The organism is Mesorhizobium sp. M0058 (genome assembly GCF_040323095.1).
In the GTDB taxonomy this organism is placed as follows: domain Bacteria; phylum Pseudomonadota; class Alphaproteobacteria; order Rhizobiales; family Rhizobiaceae; genus Mesorhizobium.
In genome coordinates this window covers 33,120-49,230 of record NZ_JAMYUQ010000003.1, presented here as the reverse complement: position 1 = coordinate 49,230, position 16,111 = coordinate 33,120, and the positions used below count along the sequence as shown (strand labels likewise).

At 58.6% G+C, this 16,111-nt stretch carries 13 protein-coding genes and 2 pseudogenes; 10 read left to right on the top strand and 5 right to left on the bottom strand.

What is annotated here, in order from left to right:
- Nucleotides 1-188: 188 nt before the first annotated feature.
- Nucleotides 189-1,511, bottom strand: coding sequence for an oxygen-independent coproporphyrinogen III oxidase (gene hemN / locus NKJ75_RS05455; RefSeq protein WP_352499295.1), 1,323 nt, complete (start codon nt 1,509-1,511; stop codon nt 189-191).
- A gap of 679 nt (nt 1,512-2,190) precedes the next feature.
- Between hemN and NKJ75_RS05450 the strand changes: the two genes are divergently transcribed.
- A complete protein-coding gene (locus tag NKJ75_RS05450) occupies nt 2,191-2,781 on the top strand; it encodes a hypothetical protein (RefSeq protein WP_352499294.1) in 591 nt (196 codons plus the stop codon).
- 395 nt (nt 2,782-3,176) lie between these two features.
- Here NKJ75_RS05450 and NKJ75_RS05445 read toward each other — a convergent pair whose 3' ends face one another.
- Both NKJ75_RS05445 and NKJ75_RS05440 read right to left on the bottom strand, forming a co-directional pair.
- Nucleotides 3,177-4,019 carry a hypothetical protein gene (locus tag NKJ75_RS05445; protein WP_352499293.1) on the bottom strand — a complete coding sequence of 281 codons (843 nt, stop codon included), beginning with the start codon at nt 4,017-4,019 and terminating at the stop codon, nt 3,177-3,179.
- Nucleotides 4,020-4,538: 519 nt separating this feature from the next.
- Entirely contained in the window at nt 4,539-5,321 is a 783-nt protein-coding gene (locus tag NKJ75_RS05440) for a hypothetical protein (protein WP_352499292.1), read from the bottom strand.
- A gap of 658 nt (nt 5,322-5,979) precedes the next feature.
- On the opposite strand from NKJ75_RS05440, the gene NKJ75_RS05435 reads away from it, so the two are divergent.
- The 6 genes and pseudogenes from NKJ75_RS05435 to NKJ75_RS05410 all read left to right on the top strand — a co-directional run bounded on the left by NKJ75_RS05435 (nt 5,980) and on the right by NKJ75_RS05410 (nt 10,599).
- On the top strand, nt 5,980-6,726 hold the full coding sequence (locus tag NKJ75_RS05435) for a hypothetical protein (protein ID WP_352499291.1): 747 nt from the start codon (nt 5,980-5,982) through the stop codon (nt 6,724-6,726).
- A 521-nt stretch (nt 6,727-7,247) separates the two neighbouring features.
- Nucleotides 7,248-8,390 (top strand): porin, encoded by a 1,143-nt coding sequence (locus tag NKJ75_RS05430; protein WP_352499290.1) that lies wholly within the window; start codon nt 7,248-7,250, stop codon nt 8,388-8,390.
- 18 nt (nt 8,391-8,408) lie between these two features.
- Nucleotides 8,409-8,669 (top strand): annotated as a pseudogene (locus NKJ75_RS05425) (thiazole synthase); the annotation flags it as partial.
- A 21-nt stretch (nt 8,670-8,690) separates the two neighbouring features.
- Nucleotides 8,691-9,240: pseudogene (locus NKJ75_RS05420) on the top strand (thiamine phosphate synthase); the annotation flags it as partial.
- Nucleotides 9,241-9,288: 48 nt separating this feature from the next.
- Complete coding sequence (locus NKJ75_RS05415; protein ID WP_352499505.1) at nt 9,289-9,627, top strand: bifunctional hydroxymethylpyrimidine kinase/phosphomethylpyrimidine kinase; 339 nt, start codon at nt 9,289-9,291, stop codon at nt 9,625-9,627.
- Nucleotides 9,628-10,104: 477 nt separating this feature from the next.
- Nucleotides 10,105-10,599, top strand: coding sequence for a MaoC family dehydratase (locus NKJ75_RS05410; protein ID WP_031194149.1), 495 nt, complete (start codon nt 10,105-10,107; stop codon nt 10,597-10,599).
- A gap of 798 nt (nt 10,600-11,397) precedes the next feature.
- Here NKJ75_RS05410 and NKJ75_RS05405 read toward each other — a convergent pair.
- Both NKJ75_RS05405 and NKJ75_RS05400 read right to left on the bottom strand, forming a co-directional pair.
- Nucleotides 11,398-11,874 (bottom strand): type II toxin-antitoxin system VapC family toxin, encoded by a 477-nt coding sequence (locus NKJ75_RS05405; protein WP_023822889.1) that lies wholly within the window; start codon nt 11,872-11,874, stop codon nt 11,398-11,400.
- Nucleotides 11,871-12,173: a hypothetical protein gene (locus NKJ75_RS05400; protein ID WP_023671839.1), complete on the bottom strand. Its 303-nt coding sequence runs from the start codon at nt 12,171-12,173 to the stop codon at nt 11,871-11,873. Before NKJ75_RS05400 ends, NKJ75_RS05405 begins: the two co-directional genes overlap by 4 nt.
- 404 nt (nt 12,174-12,577) lie before the next feature.
- Here NKJ75_RS05400 and NKJ75_RS05395 point away from each other — a divergent pair, with 404 nt between their 5' ends.
- From NKJ75_RS05395 to metK, 3 genes are all read left to right on the top strand, one after another.
- The gene (locus NKJ75_RS05395) at nt 12,578-12,910 is read left to right on the top strand and encodes a recombinase family protein (protein ID WP_352499289.1); all 333 of its coding nucleotides are present in this window, start codon (nt 12,578-12,580) and stop codon (nt 12,908-12,910) included.
- Between the two features lie 622 nt (nt 12,911-13,532).
- The gene (glyA, locus tag NKJ75_RS05385; protein WP_352499287.1) at nt 13,533-14,870 is read left to right on the top strand and encodes a serine hydroxymethyltransferase; all 1,338 of its coding nucleotides are present in this window, start codon (nt 13,533-13,535) and stop codon (nt 14,868-14,870) included.
- A 53-nt stretch (nt 14,871-14,923) separates the two neighbouring features.
- A complete protein-coding gene (metK, locus tag NKJ75_RS05380; RefSeq protein ID WP_352461117.1) occupies nt 14,924-16,099 on the top strand; it encodes a methionine adenosyltransferase in 1,176 nt (391 codons plus the stop codon).
- Nucleotides 16,100-16,111 lie beyond the last annotated feature (12 nt).

Genomic DNA, 16,111 nt, shown 5'->3' with positions numbered 1-16,111 from the left:
TCATCGATCTTTGCCCTCGCGATAGTCGAGTCAAGATTTTGGCGCGCACGCCGCCGCAAATCCTGCGGCCGAGTGCCGATTGTGACGCAACCCAGCACCACAGGATGGGCGGCTCGTTCTCTCGGGCAAAAGATACTCCCTGTCTTAGCTTCGGCGTTGTGTGCTTGCCCTCACCTGGGGGGTATACATCAGGCCCTGTTTATCGAGAAAGCATCGAATGCGGCAGCGACAGCGCGAATCCCAAAGCGATGCTCCCGCCGTGCGCGGACAAAACCGTTTTCGCAGTCCACTATCCCGTCCTCGGCCAGCATCGCCAAGCGCTCAGCTGAATCGAGAAGACGGATCGGATCAGATCCGTGGGCGGCACAGATTGCCGGCACGTCAGCCTCTAAATCGCACATTAATCGCTCGATGATTGCGGCTCGCACGCGGTCGTCGTCTGTGAGGCGATAGCCCTTCGATGTCGCCAGTCGGCCAGCTGCGATGTGCTGGATGTAGAAATCCCGTGTAACTTCGTTTTGGACGTACCCTTCGCCCATGCGGCCGATAGCGGACGCGCCGAAACCGATCAGGGTTCTGCAGGTGTCGGCCGAGTAGCCCAACGAGTTACGCCGCAGGCGACCGGTTTCCTGTGCCAGCGCGAGCTCGTCGTGCGGCAAGGCGAAATGGTCGAGCCCGATCTCTCGGTAGCCGGCGGCAATCAGCGTCACGGCGACAGCCGCATACTGTTCAGCGCGGGCAGCGCTGTCGGGAAGAAATTCCTCATCGATGAGGCACTGATTCTTTATTTGTGATGGGATGTGCGAGTAGCCGAACAAGGCAAGTCGGTCGGGGCGCATGGCGACCGCCGCCCTCACTGTTTCGACGCACGACTCCACCGTTTGACGCGGCAGGCCGTAGATGAGGTCGAAGTTGATCCGGTTTACTCCATGCCGGCGCAGCATTTCCAGGGCAGCCGACGTCTGGGCCTCGCTCTGGATTCGGTTGACCGCTTTTTGAACAATGGGATCGAAGCTCTGGACGCCCAGGCTAGCGCGGTTGACGCCGGCCGCTCCCAAGGCTTCTGCCATTTCGGGCGTGAACGTGCGTGGATCGATCTCGATGGCGACCGTAGCTGTTTTCGAGATGGCGAAGCGGCGTCGCAGGAACTCCATCAGAGCGAGGAACTCGGCTGGTCCGATGAGAGACGGCGTTCCGCCGCCGAAATGTATGTCGCTCACGGGCAGCGTCTTCGGCACTCGCTCCGAAACCAGACGGATCTCGTCACGCACCGCCGCCAGATAGTTGAGGATGGGCGCATCATGGCGGGTGATGGTGGTTGGGAATCCGCAATACCAGCAGGCTGATCGGCAGAACGGAACGTGCAGATAGAGTGACACCGGATCATCAGCCGGCAAGTTCCCGAGCCATTCCTCATAAGCCTCGGCCCCGACCGCCGCAGAGAACTCCGACACAGTGGGATAGATAGTGTACCAAGGCAGCCGGGCCTCTCGATATTTCGTGGTCTGCAAAGGCACAATCCCATACTGATAACAACCAACCCTACCCACCGCGCCCGCCTGGGTCCTTGCGCTATGTCAGTCCGTTCCGTTTGGGCTCGAATCTAGATCTTTTTAGCAATGGGCCACAGGCGCCGCTGCCCATCACTTCGCGCTACGGCACCCTGAACGCCGTTTACGAGGCCCCGGACGCCGATGACTGGGAATCGACCACTACGCGTCGACGCTCCGAGCGTCCGGCCGGCTCCGGGCCCTCAAGCGGCTCTTCGCGCCGACGCCGGGGGGCAAGGACCTCCTTGACCAGGGCGCCAGCGTCGATTTGGTGTTGCCGGTGGCAAGCGTGACGGATCCGCTCTTCAATCGGATCCTGGGGGGACTGGCGCCCCTCAAAACCGGTGGCGCGGAACGAGCCCCGATCTGCATCTTGAAAGGCGCGATTACCAGCCGATGTAGCGCAGCCAGTCGCGGAGCTGCTTCTCAAGGTTAGCACGCGAGATCTTGGCGGGCTTCGGGATCACGCCGCTTGGTTTGCGACCCGCAGACGCTGGTATGCGAACCAGTCGCCGAGTTCACCCTCGACGGCGTATGTCTTTGGCGCGACGGACGTCGGCCCGCGACGCCAGTGAAGCAGAAGCCCAGCGCCGACAGCGGACCGCCTCGCGCGCCGCTGCCGGTAAATCTGACAACGCCCATGCGGCCCCTGAACGATCAGCTGGCCGACCTCCTGAAAGGTCGTCTCGATGATAAGAAGATGGTGGCCTTCGGCTCGGGCGGCACAGGGCTAAGAGCGAAGCGCCGCAATCCAACCCTGACAGGGCTGATCCAGCGCGACAGCAATGGGCTAGCCGCGCCCGGCTGGTGGCATCTCGAGAGCTATGCCTCCGAGCACTATTTCGTGCTGGAGGGTGACGAGGAATCCTCGGGCTCCGAAGGCCCATTCCACAATGACCGCATCCGCATCGAGGTCGAGATTGGCGACAGCCCCTTCGTGGACGAGGATGCCGCCCCAACGACTGCCGACGATGGGCTCCTGGTCCCGGCGCCGCCGGATACATCAACATGGACGACCTGCGCGAGCACAAGAAGCTCGCTCTGCGCCAAGCCGCATGACCAGCATCATGGCCGCCCCATTTTGCAGAACTTGACGCACACAACCGGCGGAGCTGCCTTGCCGAGCACCTCGACTAGCTTGCGATCACGCCCTTTGCTCCTTTGCAATCGGGCGACGGCGCCCAGATGGGAGCAACATGACGAACGCGCCTTCGGCGCCTCTGAGCGCTAGCCGATGGCTGCCGAACAACAGACGCTCACCAATTTTTTCGTACAGTGAGCGCTGGAAAAATTGAGCTTCCGCTAGCCAGAGCAGGAAAGAAGCCAGAAGAGTGCCAAAGGCGTTTATCTCAAGGAGCTAACTTCATACATCGATAAGCGACTGTCTGAATTGCGCTCCTTCAGGCGTAGCTATCAGCAGCCCACCTGTGGCATCTTTGCGCTCGGAGTTTCAGCAATTCCTAGAGGACTCACAAGATGCTAGCTCCCGTCCGCCATTCGTGCCCATTCCCAAATACACCCGATTGCCCGCGCAGAAACGCGAACCCTTCTCGAGCACTGGCTCGCCTCAGAATGCCGCTGCCCCAGTAATGATCAACGTTTGGAAGATCATGACGCGTGGTCGTCTCAGTTTTCATCCCGCTCCTCGGTTTCCTCGGCAAGAATCTCCCTCTCCTGCTCAAGTCTTCGAATAAGGCGATCGATCTCTTTGACCCCAATCGCGCCAGTTGAAACGAGGTGAAAGCTGGCATCTTTCGACAGCATCCCTGCCCACTCGCGCTGATCGCCGTGCGGGCTCGCCACTCGCTCGACCCCCTTGGGTTTGGCATGCGGGTCGCCGGTCAGCACCGGTGGCCATGAAAACCAATCATCCGCGTACGGGACCTTGTACGACTCCTTTGCCCAATATCGGTCATGGTCGAACCGAGGAACCCGATCCATGTCCACGCCCAGATCGTTCAATCGCTCGTAGAATCCCGTGTAATTGAAGTTCTGCGGGTCACTGTGGCCGTCCGGAATCCCGCGATCGACTTCTATATGTGGCACGATCGTGAGAACTCGATCGACCGTACGGCAAGCGCCAATATAACAAGCCGCTAGGCTCGTGTACTGCGCCGAGTTCGGAGAGCCCCCCTCCTCGTAGTCTATTTCAATGTTAATTGCCTTGCCCTTAAGATCGAACTTAGGCAGCTTTCCGTTCTTTGGCTTCAAGCCGGACTCTGCCTTCGTCGCCCACACGTTCGTCTCTTGGAATGGCCACAAATGGACCACCTCTCCCGTTTTGAGAATTACCGCGTGCGACTTGTTACGCTTTTTCCCAATCCAAGGCTTCACTGTGTCGTAGGTGAGCTTTCCGTCCACGGTCTGGTGGAGGATGAAGTGAGTGCGCCCGGCGCAACTGCCATCCTTAAGGTCACAAGCGTCCTCGAGGTCAGCCAATGGATCTGTCGAAATATCGTTAATGCCCATGTCCCACTCCTAGCAAATAAATCCCCGATACTAGCATAACGCCAATTCGGACGCAAAGTAGCCGAGGCCGGCTCGTAGCCGCACGGTCCGTTACAAGGACTCCGCCTTAAAGACCGTCTATGCCAACGGATTGGCCGAAAGACGAGGGCACTCTCGAAACCTTCCTGCACAAGCTGAGGCTGAAACTGGGCGAAGCCAAGCGAGCCAACAAGCCCTGGCTTCGGCTCAAGATCACAGGCCTTTGTTTGCCGGACCCCTACGTGGCTCTCATGGTTGACCGCCAAACTAGGCTACAAGGTCAAACTCCGAGAGACCAATCCGGAGGCTGTAGTCCATCCCACCGTCGACGCACGCTTTGAGTTCAGCGACGTCCCGCAGTGCGCCGGGTTCGGACCTTACCGACCTCAGGCTCCACGCAACCACAAGAGTTCGCCCATTTTTACATCGAAGAAGCCACTCCTATCTAACACCGGCAATTCCGGTCGAAGATGATCAATCGCTGCCGCCAACCTGCGGCTGTTACTTGGATTTCGTACTTCTGCCGTCCTGGTTCTGAGCCCTCTTGGGCTTGGAGTTCAGCGGTACGTCGCGCCAATAATATTCCGCGTAGCGCGAGAAGGCCCAAATGAAGCTGGCGGTCAGCCAAACCAGGGAGATTAGGACAAGGGACAGAAGCAAATTCTGCCACCACGGAGAAATATCTGCCCATTGCCCTGGATCATACCTGTTCAGATCGGTGGAGGAGGAGGGAAGCGCGTTTTCGACATTAATCCCGATCCAGAAGACGATGTTCGAAACAATAAAGAGCGATGTGGCCAGGTAGAGCGTGATCTCAATCCGGTTCGATATTCGATCCGCGGCGGTGACGTTGAGCTGATAGAAAAACTTGGAAAAGAAAGTCACGAGAAAAAGCGTTGTCGCGGCAATGACCAGCGCCGGCGCCAGACGCTTTATCCATGGATCGATCGCATCGATCGGGATGACGTTGAGATTGAATATCCAGTCCACGATCAGAGCGGTTCCACCGACTCCGATAGTGAAGACGAGAACCCGCGCGATCTTATCACCTTGCCGATAGAACCTTTGCAACTTTTGCCGCGCCGCATCGACATAACGGTTCGTGTCAAATCCATACTCGTCGAGGAAGGCTATGAACGCCAGAATGATGCCGAAGAATGCATCGCCGAAGGATTTGCCGTAGACGCCGAAAAGCGCGTAAGTGATAGACACGGCTGCGACAGCCAGTTTCAGATTGAAATGTCTTGACCTGGGTGTAGCCGGTTTGTTCAGCAAATCGTTCACGGTTTCCCTCCGCTGTAACATTTCCCCGACAGCCAGAATAAGCCGGTTAGATCGAATTGCAATTGCGCGATGACGGGACCGTGCCGGTAGTAAGTTGCAACCTTTTTGGACCTTACAACCTGAATGAACCGAATTCACGCCCCTGAAATCGCTCACGTGTTAAATACTCAGAACAAGCTCGTCATTCATTACGACGTTCATTGAGCAGGATTGTTGAGCATTACCCTTTCATGAGCCCTGAACTCACGTGTGCTAGTGTGCCAGGCCTCTTGTCGCTGACCATTCAGCGACCAGCAGGCGCGGTCTTGTCAATCACAGCTGAAATCGCCTTCTGCCACACGCCGACGAGGTCACGCGCTTTCACTACCAACTTTGCTCAACGGAAATTCTGGATCACGTTTGAGCACATGCCAATCTGAATTTCCGGAACGATCTCTTTGATAATACTTCCGGGATCATCCTGAAGTCACTCGCCTAGCCAGCTCAGTTCGCTTCAACGTAGGCAGCGGCTCGATACCGCCCATAGCCGACCTTCACGAGCAGCCCTTCCTCGCACATCCGGAAGAGGTAGCACCGTGGGATGCCGACGTCGGTGAGATCGCGAGTCCGTACCTCGCGCGTTCTTGCGCCAGAGCAACGGCGCGATTCCGGAGCGATGGTGGACGCCCACCTGCGAGGTGTAGCGCTTCCGCGCGGTCCCGATCACGTTTTCGCATTTGATGCGGCAGTGCCGCGTCCCGGAGTAGCGCTATGGCGAATTCGTATTTCTCAGATTCATCGATCCCGGAGAGCAACTTCCAAAGATTTGGCCAATCGTGAGCATTGGCGGCGGCATAAGCCGCAGCTCTTTGTGCAGCAGATGCGCGAGGTTGGCGGCTTCGGATTTGAGGACATTCCACGCACGGCAGTTTGTTCTGCCCAATTGAGCGCGGATATCGTGCCGCTCATCTACCATGGAAGCAGTCGAACGACGCCGCTCGCTGGCAAAGTGTTCGCCTTGCGCTTGCCCGATCTCATCGATTTCAAACACGAGAAGCTTCACTTCGAAACGCGCGAAACCTTGTGTCGCACATACAACATAGACGCCACCGCTGACATTGTTCTAACCGGCGTCAATCACGATCATCGGATTGAACCGTGGTGGACCCTTGGCGAGCAGCGCACCGCCATCATTAGGGGACAAAGGAACTTGGAATCGCGCTTGATCCCGAACTTCGGTCTTCTGCTCGACAATCCGCGAACAGATGATCTTCACGCGATAAAGCGTATCGCCATCACATTCGAAGAATTCCAGCGTGAAGGGGTGGCCTGCGCACTCCATCCTAACGGCCGGACCTATCGGGACTTTGAGCGCTGGTCGAGATTTATTGCCGAGCGCTGTTTGGTGCAAGGCTGCAGCGCGTAGTTGTCGAGCATCAGCTCGCCAACATGACGGCGTCGTGCCGAGCGGTGCCGCCGCATGATGCCTCAACGTCGGGCTCACCACAAACAATGCTGTCCCCATTGAACGAAACTGTCGCGAAGCGAACAGTCGAACTGTAGCCGAACGTTTTCCGTTCGTGCTTGGGTGGATCCGCAAGGCAAAAACAAGGAAGTGCGAACCAAGGTCCGCCCGCACAATTGAGCTTCAAGCCGCAGCTGGTCGTCAGGCTGGCACGTCATTTGCGGTCGAATGCAGGACCCTTTGTGACGCCTACCTTTACCAGCTGAGTTGACTGTGATGATTGTACAAAATTTTGCATACCTCCATTTCGGCGAAAATTAAGTAATCGGCAGCTAAAACCAAATATTGGACAGCAATCACCAGAATACATTCTAGGATTTCCTTCAGGGCTTAGCTGACGGCGCAGCAAAACTGCGCACGTTTCGAAGTTGTTCACAGAATCACTCGCGTCCATCACTTTATTATTAAAGCGGAGATCGACAATGACCATTAGGAGCCTCCTCCTCGGCTCAACTGCGGCACTGATTGCCGTTTCCAACGCTCGCGCCGTCACCACCGCCGCCGAGCCTGACCCGACTGAGTACGTCAAGATCTGTGACGTCTACGGCTCGGGCTACGTCTACATTTCAGGCACCGAGACCTGCCTGCGAATCGGCGGCTCTGTCCGTTACAACGTCGGATTGTTTGACCACTCAAGAACCTCGGATGTGAGGACTGGTGAGCATCAGAGCGCGTTGCAAAACAACACACGCTTCACATTGAAAACCTGGACCGGCCAGGAGACCGAACGCGGGACGTTGAAGACCTACACCGAAACCCGCGTGAACTTCGGCAGCCACCAGACATCGGTTTCGGACAGTTCTCGGTCCTATGCCTTGAACGGAGGCAGCGGCCTGACTATCGCCTGGATTCAGCTTGGTGGCCTGCGAGTTGGTAAGGACCGGTCGGCTTTCGACATGTTTATTGGCTGCGCGGGTGATGTACTGAACCAGACGCCGGCTCCGTACGGCGCTTTCGATACCAATGTGGTTCAGTACTACTTGGACGCAGGGAACGGCTTTTCGGCCGTGGTTTCGCTGGAACAAGGCTCGGACGTGGTCGGCACAATCGACAGCTACGCTCCCCACATAGTAGGCGGCTTGAAATACGCACATGGCTGGGGAGCGATCACCGGCGTTGCAGCTTATGATAGCAACTACGAATCGGTGGCCGCCAAGGTCCGTGTCGACATCAATGTCACCAACGAACTGTTGCTATCCGGAATGTTGGGCTACGGTTCCCATGGCCAGCTCAACTACGGCTCGATGAATTCGGTAGACGCTCATGGTCGCGGTTTCTATAAACCTTGGGGCGGGAACTGGGCTTTCTGGGCTGGCGCCGGTTACGAGCTCACCGAGTCAGCTTCGTTCAACCTTCAGCTCTCGGGTGATCAGCTCAACAACTATGGTGTCGCTGCGAACGTCGCCTATGCGTTCCTTCCAGATTTCACAGTTACGGCTGAACTCGACTATGACCGCTACGGAGGCTCCGCCGTCGGAAAGGTGAAAGCTTCCGAAGTGAACTGGACCAATGCCAACAAGAAGAGCAGTGTCGGCGGTATCCTGCGTTTCGAACGCTCATTCTAATGCGATGAAGCGTTGAGCTCCGAGGTCCAGTTGATGCGCGGACATTCCCCCTACATTCCGTTGATTGTGCATGCACGGCTCGGACGGCCGTCGTACGCGGCGACCGTCATAGAGGGGTTTGACGCCGTGCTCCTGAACACGGCGGTCCCGAGGGCGGCCGATCCGGTCGGCATGGCGCGTGCGTTCGGCAAAGCGGTCGATGCCGGTCGTGAAGCTTTCAGCTCGGGAATGCTCGAACGGCGCTACCCACCGACGATCGGCAGGGCCGTCTACTCATGAAGTCGTGGACGTGCCGGCTGGATTGACCGGCTGGTTCCGCTCGGCGTGAGTCTGGTGCAGCTCCGGATAAAGGATATGGACGAGAAAGGACTGCAGACGGAAATCCGCCGCGCGAACGACGCCTGCGCGGTCCATGGTTGCCAAGTGAGTCAACGACATTTGGCGCACGGCAATCGTGGAAGGCTGCGACTTCGTCCATCTTGGTCAAAAGGATTTGGCTGCCGCCGATGCTGGCGATGAAATAAGTCGGATTGAAGCTCGGCCTGTCGATCCACGATCACACCGAACTGGAAACGGCGCCAGTGGCGGAACCGGAGTATGTGGCGCTCGCCCCAGTCTATCCAACAGCCTCAAGAAGATGAATGGGCGTCGCGAGGACTCGAGCGGATCAGCGGTGGAAGCACCAGGTCGCGCCGATCCCATTGGTCTGCATCGGCGGCCTCAACCTGACCGTCTCGAAGGCGTTTTTTGAGGCTGGCGCGGAAAGCGCAGCCGTGGTCACCGACTTTGCGCTGAACGACGCCCCAGAAGCGCGCACGCGAGAATGGATCGAAAGACAGAGCAATGGCGCCGAGGCGAGAACCGCATCTGCTCGTTGTTGTCGGGTCAGATTCCCGCGGTGGGGCTGGAATTGCCCGCGAGATCGAGACGATCGCTTGCCTTGACGTGCGCACCTGCCTTTGCTGTCAGCGCGCTGACGGTGCAAACCCAGGAAGACGCCTTGGAAATCCAAGTTACGCAACCCGGTCTGGTGACGGGTCAAATGCGCGTTGCGCTTCAAGCTAACAGAGTGGCCGGCACCAAGGTTGGCATGCTCGCAACGGCTGAGATCATCGTCGCTGCGGTTGCAGGCTGTGCTGCGCGTATCGGGCGCATATCGACAGTCCAGATCCGGTGCTGGCTTCCACGTCAGGCCGAGCGCTTCTTGAAGCAAGCGCCATCCCGCATCATGAAGTAGCATCTGATGCCGCTTTGCCGTGTCGACACCCAATGTCATTGAACTGGCGCTTCTTGCCGGCTCAGTGCTACCGGTGAATGAGGCCGGCGCGCTTCAACAAGGACCCCAAGCCACCCCGTCTGCCGGACTCCTCCAAATTCGAAACACGGATGGTTCCTATCCAGACAATTGATTTTATCAATCTGCGACAATACCGCATAGCGGCGCCGGCGGAATGATCACCGGTAGCAAGACGAGCTGCTTTCAGTGGCCTGCACGAGGCGCACCGCGACCGAGTACAAGCCGGCTCGTCTGCAGCCATGTTCGGATCGGCCGCATCGGTGCGCCGAATGAGATTGCCGGCGGAACGCTCTATTCGTGCAGCTGTGACGGCAGTCATCTCACCGGAGCCATCCTGCCGATGGATGGCCGGCAGTCGGTGCAGCATGGGCTGACACTGTTCACGGAATGAAGCCGCTCGCGCTTCGGACGGTTGAAATGGAGGACATTAGCTTGGAACCGATCAGTCTCGACGAGCTTCTGGCCAGCGTCGGCAAGGAAGTCGGCGTGTCGCCGTGGCGGGTGGTCTCGCAGCGGATGATCGACCAGTTCGCCGAGTCCACCGATGACCACCAGTTCATCCACTGCGATCCGGAGCGCGCCAAGCGCGAGACGCCGTTCGGCGGCACCATCGCACATGGCTTCCTGTCGCTTTCGCTTTTGTCGGCGATGACTTTCGAGACCATGCGGCCGCTCGAAAACTGCAAGATGGGTGTCAACTATGGCTTCGAATCGCTGCGCTTCCTGGCGCCGGTGAAAACCGGATCGCGCATCCGCACCCGTTTCGTACTGGCCGACGTCAAGGTCAGGCCGTCGGGCTGGGTGCAGACGGCGCTGGGCGTGACGATTGAGATCGAGGGCTCGAAAAAGCCGGCGCTGACCGCGCGCTGGTTGACGCTGACGCTGATCAAACGCCAGCCGGAGGCGGCCTGAATTGTCAACGAGCGTCAGCAGAGACGATCTTCACGTGCCGGGGCGATGTAGGCGACCAGTGCGCACCGATCGGCAACGCGGCCACGGGGGTCGGCTAGATAGAGTGGCAGGAATGCCTAATCGGGGCTCCGACTCGGAAGGGGCTTCGATGTATCGGAAGCGCTTCGGCTTTCGGCGCTGCATTCCTTCTTCACGAAGGGCCATGGAGAATTCCCGACTACGGGGTCGAAAGATCGGCTTGTGATTGGAGTGGGCAGATCCTCCCGGACTGAAACTGCCAATAGGGTGTTATCGAGTCAACCGGGTCGAACTTGAGGTCGCGGGTGTCGCTGATCGGCTGCTCGTCGAGCTCGAGAGCTGCCAGCTAACGGCAGAACACGGCTATGGCAAGAGCTCCGCAGTTGATGTGGACGCCCAGAGCTGGGAGTACAGACCGACAAGTTCCCGGCGGGCGAACTTGCCATTGGTAGCGCGCCAGACCAGCCGCGAGAAAGCCTCGATGAGAAGGCCCCCCGAGCCGCACGCGGGATCGACTACAGCGGCGTTTGGCGAGAGGCCTTCGAAGGCGAGATCGAGTGTAAGATGGACGAGCTCGACACGCGAATCGCAGTCCCTGCGATCGCCCCTTATCCGCGGCGCTCGTGCGTGCGAACTGTTAGTAGGTTGAGCTGACTAGATGAACCGGGATGCTATTCAGCGGAACTGTAAAAGACGTCCCTGGCCGAACTAAGCAAGATCAATCCAGCCATCGCTAAAGGTAGGCGAACGAGACGTTCGGACTCCGTGCCGCTGAAATCCTCAAATTGAATCGGCCGGACCGTTGGAGCTATCATCACCCGCTTGGCTTCCAGAGCTACGGAGCGGGTTGATTACCTGAACGTCCTCGAAGTCCTTTTCATTGTCGGTCACTACGACACACTCATTGACTTCGGCTACAGCGGCAATGATTGTGTCTAGGGCGCTCCGCGAACGGCCTCTGGCTTTGCCGTTGGCCATCAGCCGCGCCCACACGAGGCCAGCTTTCTCGTCGAACGACAGCACGCGGCCAGCGAACAGCGCTTGCGGGCCTTCGGAGCCCTCGAACCAAGTTTCAAGGCTGCTGCGCTTTTTCCCCTTCGGCTTCTCTAGGATGCCTCGGCGAATTTCGGCGACAGTAAGCGAAGCAATGAAGAGGTCTTCGTCCTTCTGCGCGCCCATCCAGGCCAGCAACGAGCCCGAAGGCTCCGGCTTTATGACATTGCTGATGATATTGGTATCAAGAAGGTAGCGCGTCACAGGTCGATCTTGCGCCCCTCTTCGCGCGGCCGGCTGAGGTCGAGATTGGAGCCAACCAGAGGCGAGCGACGCAACGCGGCGAGAATGCTGCCCGCTTTCGGTGGCTCACCCGCCACGGCTTGCTGTATGGTCCGACGAAGCTGTCGGGCATCCGGCCCGCTCTCCGTTAATTTTCGGGCAAGAGTTCGCAGTAGATCGCGGTCTGCGTCGAAGGCCTGGATCTCGAACCGCGCGATGCCGCGCTCAGCCAGGCGAGAGCGATAATTCTCGATGGCTCTCTTCTGTGCAGTGTTGCCCATCGCGTGCCTCCGTTCTCTATCCGGATATATAGCCATGGCTTCTTCGGAGCACAAGGTGCCCCGTCATCGGCCAGCACTGGCTCCTGCGCGACGCGCGTTATTGATAGAATTCCAGCTTGTCGAAGCACTGTGACTTGGCATCATTGTCGCGAAACGGAGTATTTCGCGTCAGGACAGGAACGCGATCATAGCGCGCCGAAACGGCAACAGCCGAAAAGCTTCGTGTGGTCGCCGGCGCGGCCCGCGAATTGGCTGTGTCTGCGTCGCCGGAGCCCGATCGACGCTTCGTCAATCTGGTCCGGCTGCTGGCGCGACAGGCCGCACGGGATTTCGTTCAAGCCGAAACGGATGGCCAGACGCGAGACCGCGTCCCGGAGTAAGGGGCCGCCTCATGAAGGTCGCGCTTGGCGCTCGCTACTCAACTGACAATCACCGAGACGCCTCGATCGAGGATCAGTTGCGGCTCTGCTGCTTGCGTGCTGAAAAGCAAGGCTGGACAATCGTCGACAGCAATACCCACCGCGCGATCTGCGGCGGGGTCGCTGTTGCGTCCCGGCCTTCAGGAGCTGATCAGCGATGCGATGCAGGGCAAATTCCTGATCGTGCTCGCAGAGGCGATGGATCGCCTGACCGTGACCGATGCAAACCGGGAGCAGGCCAGGCTGGGCAAACGTTGCAACAGATCCTTCAAGGAAATTCATAGACTCTTAGCAACTCCGGCTCGCTGTGAATGGTAGGCTTATTGCAACGTCTGAGGTCAGTGGTTCCAAACCGTGGCCCCGCTTGTCTTCGACTGGCCGACCTGCTTGCAATTTCGGCTAAAGGCAAGAAGAGCGCCCATTTGTTTGTTCGACACAGGATATCGACGGTCGTCACGGCCACCGAGATTTGTCCGGTCGTTGGACAACCCTTCGAAATCGCAACTTCTGCGGAGAACGCGAAATGAGAAATTCGGTAGGACTTGGTCCTGAGCCATGATGACACTGGTTAGTCGCCTACGCATGGCAGCGCATCCTGACCGCCTTCGAATCCTGGGCCTTTGTGCGCATGCGGACCTAACTGTCTGCGAGCTAGCGGAGATTCTGAGCGTGTGTCGAGAGCGGGTTGCGCGACACGTCCGGCTGCTCGCCAGAGCCGACTTTCTTTGCTGCAACGAACAGCCTCCGTGGCGCTCGTACCATCTCAACGCAGGATCCAACGACGGCGGGCTGGTTCAATTATTGATCGATCTCCTGCCCCATCGCGACGGCTATCATAAACAGGACCTGCAGCGGCTCGAAGCGGTACGAGACACGCGGCCGAAAGGGACCGCGTGCTTGATCGTGAAATAGGTCAATCCAATTGGAGCGCGAAGCTACCATGGACAACTCCGCAGACGGCGCGATCGCACAGCCGGACACCCACGGGCGGTCTTCCTTGGCCGCGGTTGATTGCCGCGTCCACGAGCTGCTTCTGAGACAGGAGCGGCAGGAGCGGACGACCCTCAAGCTCATCGCCTCAGAGAACTTTGCGTCCTCGGCCGTGCTGGAAGCGAACGGCTCGATTTTCACGAACAAGTACGCCGAGGGGTACCCCGGCGCGCGCTACTACGCTGGAAACGAGATCGTTGATGAGCTTGAGAATCTGGCCATTGAGCGCCTGAAAACGCTATTTGGCAGCGAGCATGCCAACGTCCAGCCTTATTCCGGCTCGCCGGCCAACCAGGCTGTCTATCGTGCGCTTTTGAGTCCCGGTGACAAAGTCATGGGCTTGCCCCTTCCGGAAGGGGGCCATCTGACTCATGGTTGGGCCATCAACTTTTCCGGAACTGACTATCAACGCGTGCCCTATGGACTAGATGAAAAGACACAGCAGATTGACTATGACCGCTTGCGCGAGACAGCCAAGCGGGAACGGCCGCGGCTCATTTGGGTCGGCGGAACCGCTTACCCGCGTGTCTTTGACTACGCGGCAATGGCAGAAATTGCCCTGGAAGCGAACTCCTATCTCGTAGCCGACATTGCGCACATCAGCGGCCTGATTGCCGCGGGAGCGCACCCGAATCCCGTGGGCCATTGCGACGTGGTCAGCAGCACGTCCCACAAGTCGATCCGCGGTCCCCGCGGTGGCTTCATTTTGTCAAGGAACGAAGATCGCTATCAGGCCCTGTATCATACAAAGAGCAAATACAATCTCGCCAGACGAATAGACCGGGCGGTCTTCCCTCACCTGCAAGGCGGACCTCACATGAATGCCATCGCTGCGCTAGCGGTTGCCTTGCACGAAGCCGCGAACCCGTCCTTCCGAAGCTACGGCCAACAGACGGTCAAGAATGCCAAGGCTCTGGCACATGCACTGCTTGAGCGAGGTTATGACCTGGTTACCGGGGGGACGGACAATCACATGCTGATCCTTGATCTTCGCGATCGGCCACTATCGGGCAAGGCCTATGCCGAGCGACTAGCAAAGGCAGGAATCATCACAAACTTTAATATGGTGCCTGGCGACCCGCGGCATCCGGCGGTCACAAGCGGAATTCGCCTGGGGGCGCCAGCAGTGACGTCAATGGGCATGCGCGATGTGGAAATGGTGCAAATTGCTGGCTTCATTGACTCCGTCCTCCAGCGGCCAGACGACGAAGATCTCCATGCCTGCGTGCGAAGAGACGTTGCCGACTTGTGCGCTGCGTTCGAGGTCCCGGGCATCTCCGACAAGTAAGGTGGGCCAAGCAAAATGCCCATACCACATCCAACATCCGAAGCGAGGTATTCATGGCTAGGCAGTTCGTGTTCTCTTCCGAATCGGTTGGCGCGGGGCACCCGGATAAGTTGGCCGACAACATCTCGGATGCCATCCTCGATGCCATCCTCCGCACAGATCCCAAGGCGCGCGTCGCCTGTGAAGCGTTGGTAAAATCAGGGATAGTCGTTCTGGCTGGCGAGATCACCAGCGATGCCCAGGTGGATTACAGCCAAGTTGCGCGCGATACGATTCTCGACATTGGGTACGACGACGAGGCCGTCGGCTTTGACGGCCGGCGTTGCTCCGTCGTTCATGCCCTCACCGAGCAATCGCCCGACATCAGCCAAGGCGTTGACGAGGGAAGAGGGCAAGACCTCCAGCAGGGAGCGGGAGATCAGGGCCTCATGTTCGGCTACGCATGCCGCGAAACCGATACCCTGATGCCTTTGCCGATCCAGCTCGCTCATCGCTTGACGAAACGGCAGGCGTATGTCCGGAAGGCACAACAGCTTGGCTGGTTGCGTCCTGACATGAAATCCCAAGTCTCAGTGCGCTATGAGGGGTTGCGCCCGGTCGCCCTGGATACCATCGTCGTGTCGACGCAACATGACGAGCAGGTCTCGCAAGAGACTGTCCGCGAGGGCGTCATTGAGGAAATCATAAAGCCTGTCCTGCCGACCCACCTGGAGACGGAAGGCGTCAGAATTCTGGTCAACCCGACGGGGCGGTTCGTAGTCGGCGGGCCGCGCGGCGACTGCGGTCTCACTGGACGCAAGATCATCGTCGATTCCTATGGCGGGATGGGTCGTCATGGCGGCGGCGCCTTCTCGGGCAAGGACCCGTCCAAGGTTGACCGCTCGGCTGCCTATGCAGCCCGCTATGTCGCAAAGAACATCGTCGCTAGCGGACTTGCGGACGTGTGCGAGGTGCAGCTTGCTTACGCAATCGGCGTGGCCAGTCCGGTTTCCGTCATGGTCAACACGTTCGGGACAGCCAGGGTTGAGGAAAGCAGGATCGAGCGCCTCATTCTTGAGTTGTTCGATCTCAGACCGAAAGGCATTATCAAGATGCTTGATCTCTTACGCCCTATATACCGCAATACAGCGACCTATGGCCATTTCGGCCGTGAAGAGCCTGATTTCACCTGGGAGAAGACAGACAGGGCGGACGAATTGCGTCGCGAGGCAGGACTCGCCGCCCCGTGAGAGCCGCCGGCG

What these genes read in the sequence shown, in the direction of transcription:
- NKJ75_RS05410 (WP_031194149.1), top strand. Translation starts at nt 10,105, where the DNA reads ATGGAGGACATTAGCTTGGAACCGATCAGTCTCGACGAGCTTCTGGCC.
- glyA (WP_352499287.1), top strand. Translation starts at nt 13,533, where the DNA reads ATGGACAACTCCGCAGACGGCGCGATCGCACAGCCGGACACCCACGGG.
- NKJ75_RS05445 (WP_352499293.1), bottom strand. Translation starts at nt 4,019, where the DNA reads ATGGGCATTAACGATATTTCGACAGATCCATTGGCTGACCTCGAGGAC.
- metK (WP_352461117.1), top strand. Translation starts at nt 14,924, where the DNA reads ATGGCTAGGCAGTTCGTGTTCTCTTCCGAATCGGTTGGCGCGGGGCAC.
- NKJ75_RS05450 (WP_352499294.1), top strand. Translation starts at nt 2,191, where the DNA reads ATGCGGCCCCTGAACGATCAGCTGGCCGACCTCCTGAAAGGTCGTCTC.
- NKJ75_RS05400 (WP_023671839.1), bottom strand. Translation starts at nt 12,173, where the DNA reads ATGGGCAACACTGCACAGAAGAGAGCCATCGAGAATTATCGCTCTCGC.
- NKJ75_RS05430 (WP_352499290.1), top strand. Translation starts at nt 7,248, where the DNA reads ATGACCATTAGGAGCCTCCTCCTCGGCTCAACTGCGGCACTGATTGCC.